Raw genomic sequence first — 14497 nt, forward strand, 5'->3', positions numbered from 1 at the left:
TCTTTATAATATAAAGAGTCTTCAGTTTTTTAATCAGAGAGAATATTAGTCACATCCGTCATTTTTACCTCCTCCACTTTTAATGATTGTAAGAGTTTCTAGTACATGTGGATCATTGTCTGTTCCTGTTCCTCCGCAAGGACCAGCTAAACCGAAATCTGCTGATATTGATTTTTTTCCAGCCATTACACTCTTCATGTTGCCTAATTTTTTACCCTTAAGGTTTTCTAATTTTTTCATAGGTTAAGTTTTTAATTTTTTGTCACTATTGACATCAGTGAAGATACAAACAAAAAAATCACCCAATAAAGAAATAGTATGCATTTTTCCTGCAATTTCCTTGCAAATAATTTACAAATTATGCACATTTGTAGAAACAGTAAGCAATGAAAACACAAGAAAAATTAAAGAACCTGAGAAGACAAAAGGGTTTGTCTCAATTACAAATGGGGAAAATCATAGGTACAGATGCCTCAAATTATTCCAGAAAAGAAAGAGGTGAAGTTAAAATTTATGATGATGAATGGGAAAAACTGGCAAAAGCGCTCGAGGTATCCTTAGAAAGTATTAAAACGAATGGTATAAAATATCCACCTCAATCTGAAAATAACTTACATACAAGCAATATTACCTATTCAAAAATTCCGGATTTTATTTTGGAAACTCAAAAAAAATATATTGAAAACTTAGAAAGAGAGAACAAAAAACTTTTAGAAGAAAATAATAAGTTAAAAAAACTCTGAAATGTAGGTTCAACAAAAAAAGCATCTTTTACAAGATGCTTTTTTAAATATATACAGTAAATAAATTATTTTTTCTCTCTTCTCTGCGCGTCAAGAACAGCAATGGTGGCAAGGTTTACGATCTCGTCTACGCTTGAACGCATCTGAAGAACGTGTACTGGCTGCTTTAATCCCATCAGGATAGGCCCGATTACTTGTGCTACTTTCATTCCTCTTAGAATTTTATAAGAAAGATTTGCACTTTCAAGATTCGGGAAGATGAACGTATTTGCAGGAGTTGTTCCCAGCTTTGAGAAAGGATAATCACTTAAATGGTCTGCATTCATAGCGAAATCTGGTTGAATTTCACCATCAACGATCATCTTAGGATATTTCTCATGAAGGATGCTTACTGCTTTTGCTACTTTTTTAGATGTTTCAGAAATGGCAGCAAAGTTTTCAAATCCAAGCATGGCAATTCTAGGCTCAATAGCAAAAGATTTCACTGTAAATTCTGCCATTTTAGCAATATTTACAAGATCTTCAGAGGTAGGGTTCTGGTTAATAGATGTATCTGCAAAGAAAATAGGTTTCTTTTCAGACAGAATCATCATCATAGCAGCAACTTTATCTACTCCTTTGTCTTTTTCAATAACTTCTAGAACAGGGCGCAATACAGAAGTATAGTTTTTAGAGAACCCTACGATAAGACCATCGGTATCTCCATGCTTCAGCATTAAAGGACCAAAGTAGTCTCTCTGGCGAACATATCTCTTCGCTTTGTACTCGTTCATCCCTTTTCTCTGACGAAGCTTCCAAAGTGTTTCTCTATATTTTTTTCTGTTTTCTTTCTGATCATCATCACTTGGATCAATGATTGGAATATCCAGGTTGATCCCGTAACGTTCCATTTGTTCCTTGATGTATTTTTTATCCCCTAAAAGGCTTGGGTAAGCAATTCCTTCTTCGTAAAGGATCTGAGCTGCTTTCAATACATTGTATTCCTCAGCATTTCCAAGGGTAATTCTCTTCGGATTGGATTTTGCACGGCTCTGCATCATTCTTACCAATCTTTCATCTCTCCCCATTCTGTCCAATAACTGGTGCTCATATTCTTCAAAATCAGTAATCGATTTTCTTGCCACTCCACTTTCCATAGCAGCTTTCGCAACAGCACTTGATACTTTTGTAATCAATCTGTTGTCAAATGGCTTTGGAATGAAATATTCTCTTCCGAACTGCAGGTTCTGAACATTATAAGCCAGAATTACTGCTTCAGGCACAGCCTCTTTTGCCAAATCAGCGATAGCATGTACAGCTGCAAGCTTCATTTCTTCGTTAATACCTGTAGCCTGTACATCTAATGCACCACGGAAAATATAAGGGAAACCTAATACATTGTTTACCTGGTTAGGAAAATCACTTCTTCCTGTTGCCATGATAACATCTTTACGGGTTGCAAGTGCCAGGTCATAAGCAATTTCAGGATCCGGATTTGCTAAGGCAAATACAATAGGATTCTCATTCATGCTTAACAACATTTCAGGAGTCATCACATTTCCTTTGGATAACCCTACAAAAACATCAGATCCTTTTACAGCATCTTCTAATGTTTCAATATCTGTTTGAGCAATGAAATCTAATTTTTCAGGAGTAAGATTTTCTCTTTTATGATTGATAACTCCTTTACTGTCACACATCAGGACATTCTCTTTTTTAAGTCCTAATGAAATATAAAGTTTAGTACAAGCAATGGCAGCTGCTCCGGCTCCATTTACTACCATTTTTACTTTATCAATATCTTTATTAGCAATCTGCAATGAATTGATTAATGCAGCTGCAGAAATAATTGCTGTTCCATGCTGATCATCATGCATCAAAGGAATATTCAATTCCTCTTTCAGTCTTTGTTCTATATAAAAGGCTTCAGGAGCTTTGATATCTTCCAGATTGATTCCTCCGAATGTAGGAGCAATTCCTTTTACGATTTCAATGAATTTATCAGGATCTTTTTCATCAATTTCAATATCAAAAACGTTGATATCAGCAAAAATTTTGAACAAAAGTCCTTTCCCTTCCATTACCGGTTTTGATGCTTCGGCACCAATATCACCTAATCCAAGTACAGCTGTACCATTGGAAATTACCGCTACAAGGTTTCCTTTTCCCGTATAATCATATACTGTTTCAGGCTTGTCGTGGATTTCCATACAAGGAACTGCTACTCCGGGAGAATAGGCCAATGATAAATCTCTTTGAGAAGAGTGTGGCTTGGATGGTATAACTTCGATTTTCCCTTTGGGTTCTGCTTTATGGTAATCTAACGCGGCCTGACTAAAATTCTTTTCGTCGCGATTGTTGTTACTTGACATACGTTTTATTTTTTGTTAGAGTATATATTTAATGTGGTAATCTACTAAGCTTTCAATTGGTTTCTGTACTACATGTCCCACATTTAAATTAAGTTCTTCGGCTACAGAGCGTAAAATATTTTCATAATAATAAGCTATGGAGCCAATAAAGTTGATTTCAGCATCATTGGCCTCCTGATAAGGTATGACCTGATATTCGAAGAAGCTTTTCATTTCTTCGAAAACCATGTTTACAAAGTAAGGATGATCCTTTCTTTCAACAACAAATTTATTGAAATCAGCCAAATAAGCATTTGGTCTTGGAGCGTGATACATATGTTTCAATGCATCTTCTATAGTAAGTTTATAATCTGTCTCAAATTCCGCGTGAAGATCTGCAGGTAGTTTTTTCATAAAATATCTGCGTACCAATTGTTTTCCGATTGCACTTCCGCTTCCCTCGTCTCCCATTAGGAAACCCAGAGATGGCAGTTCAATCTTCACATCTTTACCATCAAAATAACATGAGTTTGATCCTGTGCCTAAGATGCACACAATCGCAGGTTTTCCTTTATAGGCAGCATAAGCAGCGGCCATCAAGTCTTCTTTTACAATGACTTCAGCTTTGTCAAACACTTTTCTAAGTTCAGTCTCTATAGTTTGGCGGTTTTTTTCCACTCCACATCCTGAGCCATAAAAAAAGACTTTGGTGATTGAATTTTTTACTGATATCAGGTTGCTGTTCTTCTGTATTTCAGGAGCGATAAGTTCTCTGTTGATGAAATTCGGATTGAAACCGATGGTTTCGGTTTTCAGAAAAACCTTTTTAAAGTCATCGAGTATTACCCAATCCGATTTAGTAGAACCACTATCTACAATAGCAACCATAGTTTAGATTTTAATTTAAGGATGCTAAATTATGAATTTATCTTCAATTAGCATTTAAAACAACCTGGAAGCTGTCTAAAATCATTAATGTTTAATCTTAGTTTTTTTTTCATTGAATTGTAGAAGCCAGTCTTCAATTTCATCTTCCAGATAAGATGTCTGCAACACCATAGCATTGATAAAATCATCAGGCACAGGTTCATCATTCGAGTTTTCAAGATTCCAAAGCTCATTGGACATATTTTCATATTCAGAATACACTCGTTTGAAGCGGGAGTTTTCTTTTTCCAGTGCTTCAATATTTTTCTGTTGAAGCTGGAATTTTCTGTATTTGTTTTGACTTTTCATACAAATATTATTAACAATTGGTCATAAAAACTTAGAGTAGTATGCTTTCAGCTGGGCATTACAAGATAGGAAAAACCATTATCACAAGGATTTGAAAATGAATTTATTATCAGGTTAAAGTAACATCATTCCGCTTATTAAAATTAGAAATAATTTTTATTTAAAAAAATATTTTAACAACTTTTTTCAGTGTTTAACATATAGTTATAAATTTGCATATTCATATTGTAAAGTATCCTGATTTGAAATAATTGAAAACCATTATGAATACATAGGACTGCAGGGATCATTGATCGTTTTACTTATAAAACATTCTAGCATCCAATACAATATAAGATATATTTTCAGCTTTTATATAAATTAAATGAAAGAAATACTCATACGCCAGAAGCAGGTTTTGTTCTTCATTATTGCCGGAGGACTAAGCGCCATTGTTGAGATTGGCAGCTTCAAAATATTCAGTACTTACCTGCCTCATTTCTTTGCAAAAGAAATAAACTTTCATGGTGTACATTATCCTTTAAGCAACATCCTCTCTACCAGCTGCGGGATTATCAGCAACTATTTTCTGAGCATATGGTTTGTTTTTGAAAGAGGAAAACATTCCAAGAAAAAGGAGTTCGCTTATTTTATGGTGGTTTCTTTTATCTCCACTTTATTCAGTCTTGGCTTCTTTCAGATATTCTACAGTTTTATATTTAAGGATAATATCAATTTAATTTTTTATACCTTGAGTCCGGAAATGATCAGTAAGATTGCAGCAATCCTATTGGTTTCCATTCTTAATTATTCGGTAAAAAAGAAAGTAATTTTTAACGGTTAAACTGTGGCAAAAATTTTAAATTATCTCTGGAGGTTCTGGCTTTTGTTATTGGCGTTTGTTCTAACAATCATTCTTGGGATCCCCGTTTATATTTTATCTTTTAGTAAGAAGCATTATAAATATGCCTATAAATTTGTCCGTTTATGGTGTTTCGGCATGTTTTACGGTATGGGCTTCCGATATGATCTCATTAAACTCTCTGAGCAAGACAAAGACAGAAACAAAGAATATGTTTTCATCTCGAATCACACTTCGATTATGGATATCATGCTGACCTGTATTCTTTTTCCACATCATCCCATTTGTTTTGTTGGGAAGAAGGAGCTTGTTAAGATTCCTATTTTTGGGACCATTTATCAAAGGATTTGTGTAATGGTAGACAGAGCAAGTGCCAAAAGCCGTGCAGATGTTTATCGCAGATGTGCTGAAAAAATGGAGGAAGGAAACAGTATTGCTATTTTCCCGGAAGGTGGTGTACCGGATGACACTTCCATTATTCTGGATGACTTTAAAGATGGAGCGTTTATGCTATCCTCAAAACATAATTCTCCTATCGCTGTTTATACCTTTATCGGGCTTAAGAAAATGTTTCCTTTTGATAACTCTAAAGGCTACCCCGGAAGAGTAAAAGTTTATTTCAATGGAATTATAGAACCTACTGATTCTCCAAAAGACTTAAAAGCAGAGGCTTATCAAGTAATTAAAAAAACCTTGATAGAGCACTCTATTTAAAAGAATTAGTTATATTTGTTTGCGAAATTTTCAATAAAATATGTCAAAAACCAACCAGCCGACTAATTACCCGGCACTGTACACACTTGTACTTGTATTTTTTTTCTGGGGGTTTATTGCTGCCGGCAATAGTATTTTCATCCCTTTTTGTAAAAACTATTTTTCTCTCGACCAATTTCAGTCCCAGTTAATAGATTTTGCTTTTTATACTGCTTATTTCCTGGGAGCATTATTGCTTTTCATATTCAGTACTATAAAAGGAATTGACATTATCGGAAAATGGGGGTATAAAAAGAGTATTGTCTACGGATTACTCCTCTCTGCCCTTGGTGCTGCCATCATGATTATTGCGGTTAAAAGCAATGTATATTATGGTATGCTTATCGGGCTTTTTGTGGTAGCATTAGGTTTCTCAATTCAGCAGACTGCTGCGAACCCTTTTGCTGTATTGCTTGGAGACCCTAAAACCGGAGCCAGCAGACAGAACCTCGCGGGTGGAATCAACTCTTTTGGAACCTCTATTGGGCCCATTATTGTTGGTTTAGCACTCTTCGGTACTACGGCAACAGTAGATGATGATCAGATCAAACATTTGGCACTTGATAAGGTGATCTTACTTTATACAGCAGTGGGAGCTCTTTTTCTGATTGCTGCAGGAATCTTTTACTTTTCAAAGAAACTTCCTGACGGGATTTCTACTGAACCTATGGAAAAAGCAGGTAAAGCAAGAAAAACATTGATCGCAATGACAGTTCTTGTTATTCTTTTCTTTATTCCGGTATTCAGCAGCTACAATTCTGACGAAGCTAAAAGTATTGAAACTTTAGGCAATGAAATTACCGTATTAGATAAAACTCTTGAAAAAGAAACTGATGCTGTGAAAATTACAGAGATTAAACAGCATATTACAGATAAAAAGGCAGAACTGGAAACCATTAAGCATCCATTAGAAAAGAAAAGAATGATGTACCTGGGAGGTGCACTGCTTGTTGTTATCATTTCTCTTGTATTTGCCAACTCCAGCGCGAAGAAAAATGCTGAAGGCTGGGGTGCTATGAAATACCCACAGCTTGTATTGGGAATGATTGCTATTCTCGCTTATGTAGGAGTGGAAGTTGCCATAGGAAGTAATCTGGGAGAACTTTTAAGTATGCCTGAATTCGGAGGACATCAGTCTTCGGACCTGGCGCCTTATATTTCCATGTATTGGGGAAGCTTAATGATTGGAAGATGGACAGGTGCTATTGCTGTTTTTAACCTGAATAAGCAACAACAGACCATCGCTACTATAGTTGTTCCATTTATAGCTTTTTCTGTGATTATCGGAATCAATACGATTGCTCAAAAAGATATGTCTCACCTTTACTTTTATGCAATCTGCGTAGCTATCCAGGTTATTCTATTCCTGATCAGTAAAAATAAACCTGCGGTAACATTGATTATTTTCGGATTATTTGGAACTGCTGCTATGATTACAGGATTATTGACAACAGGAAATGTTGCGATCTATGCATTCCTTTCCGGAGGTCTTGCCTGCAGTATCATGTGGCCATCTATTTTCACTCTGGCCATTACCGGTTTAGGAAAATATACTGCTCAAGGATCCGCATTCCTTGTGATGATGATCCTCGGAGGAGGTATTATTCCACCACTTCAGGGTAAGCTTTCTGATATTATCGGAATCCACAGTTCATATGTAATTCCTGTTCTGTGCTTCGTGTACATTACTTTATTTGCTTATCTGGCTAAAAAATCTTTATTTAGACAAGGTATTAACGTTGATGTTTTAGAATCTGAAGGTGCACACTAAAAATAGACTACATATATATAAGAAGAAAAGGTTTTGGGCAGGTGTATTACTTGCCCAATTTCTTTTGTTTTATGGTTTCTCGAAATCTTCATTGATGATTGCTTTTTTTGATAAGTTCTTTGAATTCCAGAAAAAACTTCATCAAACGGCCTTTAGCTGGCTTTCTTTCTCAGTGGGAGATATCATCTATATCCTATTGGGAATTCTTCTTTTATATAGCCTTATTAGCTTATTGAAGAAGAATAGCAGAAGTACTTCCCTATTAAGAATTCTTATTATTGGAAATATCTTTTACTTTATCTATCAGATTTTCTGGGGAATGCTGTATTTCCAAACTCCGATCATTAAAAAGCTTTCTAGTCAGGATACACCTGAAATCAATAAAGCTAAAAGATTAGCAATACAGTATCTGGAAAAATGCAAGATCACCCGTGCACAGGTACACGAGGACCACAATGGCATTTTCGTGGTTGTTAACCTAAAGGCTGTACAAAAGGAAATCATGTTCCAACAGACTCAGCTGCCACACTATATTTCGGATAAAAAGGCGACTCAGATTCTTGCTATTAAACCCAGCTTATTTAGAAAAGTAATGGACTTTACCGGAATATTGGGATATTACAATCCATTTACAGCAGAAGCACAGTATAACGCTGAATTACCACATACTTTCATCCCCTTTACAACTGCTCATGAAAGCTCTCACCAGCTTGGCTTTGCCAGGGAACAGGAAGCTAATTTTATAGGGTATCTGATGGGAGTTCATTCCAACAATCCGGACTTAAAATACAGCAGTGAATATTTTACTTTAAAAAGCCTTTTAAGGTTTATTGTTGAAGAAGATCCTGAGTTTGTAAAATCAGTGATCCAAAACTACTCTCCGGGAATGAAAAGAGACCGTTCTTATGAAAAAAGTTTCATATTCAAGCATCAAGGCTGGCTTGATGACTTCTTTGGATTCACTAACAACTTGTTCCTGAAGAGCAACCAACAAGAAGGTTCAGTGACCTACTCTTACTTTATAGACCTCCTTCTCAACTATGAAAAATAGACATAAAAAAAGAATCGTATCAGGCGATACGATTCTAAAAACACAAATGATGAAAAAAAATTTATTACCTTGACTTGTTCCCTCATTCAAGGCGATGTAAAAGTACGACATATTTTATAAATACAAAAACATTTCTTTCCTTTTTTCAAACTTTATGAAAACTTTATGATTTTTTAAGTTTTTTTGAGTTCGACACTAATTAATACCAATCACAGTCAAGCCTCGCATATACTATTAAAATAATAAACAAATTATAGTTAATTTAAGAAAATCATACAAATTAAAACAGTTGTTTGAATTTTAAATATTCCATTTATCCAGTATTTTCAATGAGTTAAAAATTAGAGTTATTCTCGTCATTTTTAAAAATATCTCTACAATTTAATCTTTACAATTTGATCAATTTTCAAAGCATTTTTTATAGGAATTATTATACTATTTAGTTAGAAATAATGATTCAGATATCGCATTCCCCTCCATATTATATGCAATAAATATTACCTATATTATACCGTTCTGCTGCTTTTAAAAACAAGAGTTTTATAGTACCTGAACAAATAATCATAGATAATCATTTCAAACACTCGTTGATTCGAAACAAACATTCTATTGATATGCATATGAAATATACTTTGGAAAAAACCTTGTAAAGGAGCTGAATAATATTTTTCAATATCTTTCAATGTTTCTTGAGTGTCATGGATATTTGTAGTAATGTACTGTCGAAAAAAATCGTACTCAGCAGAATCTACAAATTCAGAATAATTGGGAATGAACATCCTGTATTTTTTATCAAGAGCACTGTTTAGCTTTTTGTCTGCGTTGAATTCTTGTTTAAAAGCAATATCAAATTCTTTGATCCAACTTAATTTTTCCCGAATAGACAATCCAATACATTCTAATATCTTATCAATATAATAAATACACACCATAATTTTTTCTTCATCATCAAAATGAAGATACTCATAGAGTAGACTTTCGCTGCTTTTCCAAAATAAAATCTCAGCTTTTTCCATCGTAGCTTCTCCATACCTTTCAATTTCCCGCTGATAAACATCTATTATAAATTCTGATATTTCACCGGAATCCCTGTATTCCTCCAGGTAAACATTTACTAATGAAAGAACCTTACTAAAAAGATTAGGATCCGAAAGCTCAAAACGGAGCCGAAGATGAATCCTTGGATCGTTATAACGGATAAAAAACCATTTTTTTATTAAGCTTTCCTCTTGAAGTTCCTGTAGTAAAGGTATTATAGCTTCCTCTAAAATAATATCAGCTGTTTTTACTCCTGTGTAAATCTTGATATACAACCACTCGCTGCCCGGAACTAACTTTCTTTTCATCAAAATTTATTTTAATTGATACATAGGAAAAACAAATTCATGTCTAAAATCTTCATTCTCATTAAACAAAAATTCTTCTACCATGATTGCTTTTTTCTTTTTAACGGTCTGAATAAACATTATAGCCATATCATAATTTTCAAGGTTCAGCGGTAAAGTATTATCTGCTTGTATCCATTGTATCCATGCAGGAATTTTTCTTTTAATTCTCCAATTTTTCAATTCTGATAAAAACTCATTTTTATCTATCATTACCTGCTCCAAAAAAATAACATCTTTATCAAAGATCTTCCAGCAAGCTTTTGAAAGGATTATATTTTTATATTCTACTCTTGGGAGAAACCTGTAAATATCCTTCAATCCCCCCCAGTCAAAACGTAAACTATTTCTTATTTCATGAGAATAAAGATCAGAAAGAAAATGATACATCGGTAAAGTATTATAAAAGTAGTTGTGAGCATTTGTCAAATAAGGTCTTATTTCTTGATTGAGTCTTTTAGACCGTAAAACAATTCTATTATTTTTCAATGAAATATAAAGGTCATCTACAGCTATTTGATTTTCATCCGGCAAAACAGATTTTGCCATGTAAGGGATTTCGTATTGTCTTATAGTAGGCCTTCTAATCACATTTCCTATCCTTGCTTCGGGTAAATGAATTACTTCTGCTAAAATACAGTCAGGATTCAGAGCCTCTTCTTTCTGTGCAATAGTTCTGGTGAGTTTATGTATCCCAGATTTTTCAGAACAAAATCGCCCTAATAAATTGGCTGCACTACTTGCAGTACTCCCATTTAAGAATAGTTTTTCTGTATTTCCTTCTGAAATAATTTCTGTCAAAAAAGAAATTGTATCGGGCAGGTCGTCCCATTTTTCGTTTACGCCTTCAAAATCATCATCCAATAACTCTATCTTATATTGACTCTCTAATAAGGCATCCTGTAGTTTCTCATTAAGGATCTTTTGAACCGGATTAAGTTCAATATTTAGATTTTTATTTATTTCAGATTTTGAAAACTCCAAGTCGTCCAAATAAGGATGAATGCCTTTTAAAGAGGTATCTTGTTTATAACCAAGACCAATCTCAGAATCAAGAATATACTGTAATGAAATTTCTTGTCCTTGAAATCGGTCGGCAAAGGCTTTTTTGAATTTCTCTAAACGGATATCTTTTTGGGTTAAAGATATTTTATTTAAAAAGCTAAAGGCTGTTTTAAGTTCTTTTTTCCAAAAGGATGATAAGATTAATTTATCTTTAGAATATAAGTCGGTTTGAAATAAATATCTCTGTTCATATTCAATCCCAAAAGATGCAATAAGCTTTTCAATCTCAGCATAGTTTGAAATTGGATTACCAATATTTTGATCTAATTCATGAAGCTTATTTTGGATAGAAATCAAAATGTTGGTCTCATCTACCTGAAACCTTTGTAAAACAGAAATGAGAATATCTAAAAAGTCTCTTCCAGAAACATTAGGTTCAATCTCACTGGTAAGAACTTGATTATCAATCAATTCTTCTATAAATCCTGATGCTTCCTCCTGGGTGATATCTTCTGTTATAAGAATCTCTGTAAGCTCCTGTATGGTTTTTCCATATTTTGAAAATTTTAATACTGCTTGTAATTCTTCAGAAAGTAGAGCTGATGAAATTACATAATCTCTTTTCCCTCCTGAATATTGATATTCTATATAACGTATTTTTTTTCCTACTTTATAAATAGTATTATTAGGCTGAAACAAAAGCTTAGTTCTTATTCCTGGTTTTTTTATAAAATGCTGAGCCAATGACACAAGAAAATACATATCCAATTTCGTATCACGGATTAGATAATCTGTAAACAATGGATCTTCCAATGAATCTACTGGTTTAGAGTCTATATTAAATTTTCCTAAACCCACTCCAGAAAATAAACCAAATGGGGTACAACGAGTACTCATTCGGCTATAATATTTTAATAAAGTATGTTTTAATTTTTGGTGTTCCTTTTGAGAAAATTGCTTTTCCGTATGAAGCCATTTGAGAATTTCTTCATGCAAATCAGGTGAGGCAAGGTAAAGAGCTTCCAGAAAAACAGAATCATCAGCTAATCTAATTTTTAATTCCTCATCTGAAATTTCATCTTTATTTACCGTTTCAAAAAACCTTTTACATGAAAATAAAGGAGTACGTACAATATATTCTTCGAAAAACTGATAGGGAAAACGAGACATTTATTTTCTTTTTTCTTCTTTAGGTTGGTAGTCAGGATGTCCTAATTGCCAAAAGGCGAAAGCAAAAATATCACCTATATTAGCATATCTCTGAGCTATTGGTACATTACCTGAATGCCCGCCTTCAAAGTCTATTTTCAATAAAATCGGATTATCAGAGGCATTATCTGCTAGTAATTTAGCTGCAAATTTCGTAGGCATCCATGGAGTGACTCTCTGATCGTTCATTCCCGCTGTTATAAAAGTAGCAGGGTATTTTGTTCCTTTTTTAATATGCTGATAAGCATCCATTTCTAATAGTCCTTTAAATTCTACTGGATCCTTTACAGAACCAAACTCTTTTGGCTGGCTATTAACTGCTGCTTCATCTCTAAGCATATTCATTGCTCCCACTTCTGCAATCACTGCTTTAAAAAGGTCGGGTCTTTCAGTCATTGCACGGCCTACAGTAATACCTCCAGCACTTCCTCCCCAGATTGCAACTTTATCTTTTGAGGTATATTTTTCATTGATTAAATATTCTGTACAGTCTATTAGATCTCTCCATGTATTAGGTTTTGTTGCTTTAAAACCCGCTAATCTCCACTGATCTCCTTTTTCACCTCCGCCTCTTACATGGGCAATAGCAACCATTCCGCCTTGATTTACCCATAACAAGTATGTTTTAGCAAAAAAAGGAGTACTTGATATTCCATAGGATCCATAAGAGTCAATTAATAATGGATTTTCTCCATTTTTTATGATGTCTTTGTTATAAATTAAGGAAACTGGAACTTCTTCACCATCCCTTGCTTTTATAGTAATTTCTTTAACTACAATATTTTTAAATTCAGGATATTCAGCAACAGGAATTAGATTTTCCGGTTTGAAAGTATTTGTTTTTAGGTTATAACTGAAACGTTGTTCCTCATTTGCCCAGCCTGAACACGTTACCCATAAATCAGAAGATTTTTCATCTTTGTTCTCTAGTACAATATTTCCAGATGGATAAGGAAGCTGGATCGAAGTATCTTTCCCATCTTTATGTAAATACAATTTAGATTCTACCCCGTTTTTCGTAGTTGTATAATAAATACCGTCTTTAGTAACCCGATAACTTTTAAGGATTTCATCTTTCTTTTCAGGTACTAAAATCTCCGCATTTTTGAAATCAGGATTTTTAATATTGGTTTTGCAAAGCTTAACAAAAGGAGAGTTATAACTGGATTGAAAAAAAACATGGTCTTTTCGTATATCTAAGTTTTTTGCCTTATCACTTGGGTCAGATAGAGCTGTCCAGTTATTCTTACCTTGCAGCAAATCTTTTTTCCTAATAATATAAGTTTTTCTATAGGTTTGATAATCTACTATCATTCCAAGGTAATATTCCTGATCCAAATCAAAGTCCAAAATCATAGGAAATTGATCTGCAGTTATATTCAGTTCAGGGTTATTTTTGGCAGAAAAAACATCACGAGTTTTACCTGGATCTGTACCTATTTGGTATAGAACGGTACTCATATTTCTGTAAAAATTCTTAGATTTAGGATCAGTTACAGAGAAAGCCACATAGAAAAAACCTTTATTATCATCTGTCCATCTTATCCCATCAAAAGTAGCGGGAGCCGAATTAGTAATAGTTTCGGGATGAATATATTTTGTTTTAACATCCATGATAATTACATCCCCTATTTCATTACCTTTTTCAGACATAGAAATAGCAATTTTACTACCATCCCAACTTGGACTTATATAATTGATAACAAAGGAATGATTAAGTTCTGAGCTTTTGTATAAAGCAGGATCATAAAGTAGTTTTTCCTTCCCAGAAAACCCATCCCGATAATACAGTTTATCTACTTTCTCATCTCCTTTTTTCTTTAAATAAAAATATTTATTATTACCTGATATTTTTAAATTAGATACAGAGTATCCTTGCCTTTTAACAATTTCTAGTATTTTCTCTAAATAATAATTCTTTTTAGGGATCTGATCAAGAACAGAATTTGTATATGCAGTCTGGGATTTCATCCAATTAAGAGTCTTGGAATCATCTAAATCTTCTAAGTTTCTATACTCATCAATTATCTTCGTCCCAAAGTAATTGTCGATAGTGGAGAAAGAAGATGCCAGGTTAGTCTTTTGAGCATTTATAGTAGAAATATAGAAAGCACTAACAACAACAATAATAATTAATTTTTTCATTCTTTTACCATCTCATAGAAATTGATAA

General features: G+C 33.7%; 12 protein-coding genes. 5 read left to right on the plus strand and 7 right to left on the minus strand.

All coding sequences use genetic code 11. From position 1 onward, the window contains the following. Window positions 1-45: 45 nt before the first annotated feature. On the minus strand, window positions 46-240 hold the full coding sequence (locus AC3HD6_RS21080; protein WP_488898113.1) for a hypothetical protein: 195 nt from the start codon (window positions 238-240) through the stop codon (window positions 46-48). A 146-nt stretch (window positions 241-386) separates the two neighbouring features. Here AC3HD6_RS21080 and AC3HD6_RS21085 point away from each other — a divergent pair, with 146 nt between their 5' ends. Further along, entirely contained in the window at window positions 387-743 is a 357-nt protein-coding gene (locus tag AC3HD6_RS21085) for a helix-turn-helix domain-containing protein (RefSeq protein ID WP_488898114.1), read from the plus strand. 65 nt (window positions 744-808) lie between these two features. Here the strand turns inward: AC3HD6_RS21085 and AC3HD6_RS21090 are convergent, their stop codons facing one another. From AC3HD6_RS21090 to AC3HD6_RS21100, 3 genes are all read right to left on the minus strand, one after another. Beyond that, window positions 809-3094 carry an NADP-dependent malic enzyme gene (locus AC3HD6_RS21090; protein ID WP_488898115.1) on the minus strand — a complete coding sequence of 762 codons (2286 nt, stop codon included), beginning with the start codon at window positions 3092-3094 and terminating at the stop codon, window positions 809-811. A gap of 15 nt (window positions 3095-3109) precedes the next feature. Beyond that, window positions 3110-3961: a BadF/BadG/BcrA/BcrD ATPase family protein gene (locus AC3HD6_RS21095; protein ID WP_068938962.1), complete on the minus strand. Its 852-nt coding sequence runs from the start codon at window positions 3959-3961 to the stop codon at window positions 3110-3112. A gap of 84 nt (window positions 3962-4045) precedes the next feature. Continuing rightward, window positions 4046-4309, minus strand: a complete 264-nt coding sequence (locus tag AC3HD6_RS21100; protein ID WP_488898116.1) for a hypothetical protein — start codon at window positions 4307-4309, stop codon at window positions 4046-4048. Window positions 4310-4673: 364 nt separating this feature from the next. Between AC3HD6_RS21100 and AC3HD6_RS21105 the strand changes: the two genes are divergently transcribed. The 4 genes from AC3HD6_RS21105 (at window position 4674) to AC3HD6_RS21120 (ending at window position 8725) form a co-directional block, all read left to right on the plus strand. Next, window positions 4674-5132 (plus strand): GtrA family protein, encoded by a 459-nt coding sequence (locus AC3HD6_RS21105; RefSeq protein ID WP_068938960.1) that lies wholly within the window; start codon window positions 4674-4676, stop codon window positions 5130-5132. 3 nt (window positions 5133-5135) lie between these two features. Further along, on the plus strand, window positions 5136-5864 hold the full coding sequence (locus AC3HD6_RS21110; protein WP_488898117.1) for a lysophospholipid acyltransferase family protein: 729 nt from the start codon (window positions 5136-5138) through the stop codon (window positions 5862-5864). Between the two features lie 40 nt (window positions 5865-5904). Then, complete coding sequence (locus AC3HD6_RS21115) at window positions 5905-7674, plus strand: MFS transporter (protein WP_068938958.1); 1770 nt, start codon at window positions 5905-5907, stop codon at window positions 7672-7674. A gap of 94 nt (window positions 7675-7768) precedes the next feature. Then, window positions 7769-8725: a DUF3810 domain-containing protein gene (locus AC3HD6_RS21120; protein ID WP_488898118.1), complete on the plus strand. Its 957-nt coding sequence runs from the start codon at window positions 7769-7771 to the stop codon at window positions 8723-8725. Window positions 8726-9231: 506 nt separating this feature from the next. Here AC3HD6_RS21120 and AC3HD6_RS21125 read toward each other — a convergent pair. Genes AC3HD6_RS21125 through AC3HD6_RS21135 form a run of 3 tightly spaced genes read right to left on the minus strand, consistent with a single transcriptional unit; the run spans window position 9232 to window position 14469 of the window. After that, window positions 9232-10071 carry a thiopeptide-type bacteriocin biosynthesis protein gene (locus AC3HD6_RS21125; RefSeq protein WP_488898119.1) on the minus strand — a complete coding sequence of 280 codons (840 nt, stop codon included), beginning with the start codon at window positions 10069-10071 and terminating at the stop codon, window positions 9232-9234. Window positions 10072-10077: 6 nt separating this feature from the next. After that, complete coding sequence (locus tag AC3HD6_RS21130) at window positions 10078-12285, minus strand: lantibiotic dehydratase family protein (RefSeq protein WP_488898120.1); 2208 nt, start codon at window positions 12283-12285, stop codon at window positions 10078-10080. After that, window positions 12286-14469 carry a prolyl oligopeptidase family serine peptidase gene (locus tag AC3HD6_RS21135; RefSeq protein ID WP_488898121.1) on the minus strand — a complete coding sequence of 728 codons (2184 nt, stop codon included), beginning with the start codon at window positions 14467-14469 and terminating at the stop codon, window positions 12286-12288. Window positions 14470-14497: the final 28 nt, after the last annotated feature.

The sequence above is a fragment of the Chryseobacterium sp. II3a genome, assembly GCF_057815135.1.

What these genes read in the sequence shown, in the direction of transcription:
- AC3HD6_RS21095 (WP_068938962.1), bottom strand. Translation starts at nt 3,961, where the DNA reads ATGGTTGCTATTGTAGATAGTGGTTCTACTAAATCGGATTGGGTAATA.
- AC3HD6_RS21085 (WP_488898114.1), top strand. Translation starts at nt 387, where the DNA reads ATGAAAACACAAGAAAAATTAAAGAACCTGAGAAGACAAAAGGGTTTG.
- AC3HD6_RS21115 (WP_068938958.1), top strand. Translation starts at nt 5,905, where the DNA reads ATGTCAAAAACCAACCAGCCGACTAATTACCCGGCACTGTACACACTT.
- AC3HD6_RS21125 (WP_488898119.1), bottom strand. Translation starts at nt 10,071, where the DNA reads ATGAAAAGAAAGTTAGTTCCGGGCAGCGAGTGGTTGTATATCAAGATT.
- AC3HD6_RS21080 (WP_488898113.1), bottom strand. Translation starts at nt 240, where the DNA reads ATGAAAAAATTAGAAAACCTTAAGGGTAAAAAATTAGGCAACATGAAG.
- AC3HD6_RS21090 (WP_488898115.1), bottom strand. Translation starts at nt 3,094, where the DNA reads ATGTCAAGTAACAACAATCGCGACGAAAAGAATTTTAGTCAGGCCGCG.
- AC3HD6_RS21120 (WP_488898118.1), top strand. Translation starts at nt 7,769, where the DNA reads ATGATTGCTTTTTTTGATAAGTTCTTTGAATTCCAGAAAAAACTTCAT.
- AC3HD6_RS21100 (WP_488898116.1), bottom strand. Translation starts at nt 4,309, where the DNA reads ATGAAAAGTCAAAACAAATACAGAAAATTCCAGCTTCAACAGAAAAAT.
- AC3HD6_RS21130 (WP_488898120.1), bottom strand. Translation starts at nt 12,285, where the DNA reads ATGTCTCGTTTTCCCTATCAGTTTTTCGAAGAATATATTGTACGTACT.
- AC3HD6_RS21135 (WP_488898121.1), bottom strand. Translation starts at nt 14,469, where the DNA reads ATGAAAAAATTAATTATTATTGTTGTTGTTAGTGCTTTCTATATTTCT.
- AC3HD6_RS21105 (WP_068938960.1), top strand. Translation starts at nt 4,674, where the DNA reads ATGAAAGAAATACTCATACGCCAGAAGCAGGTTTTGTTCTTCATTATT.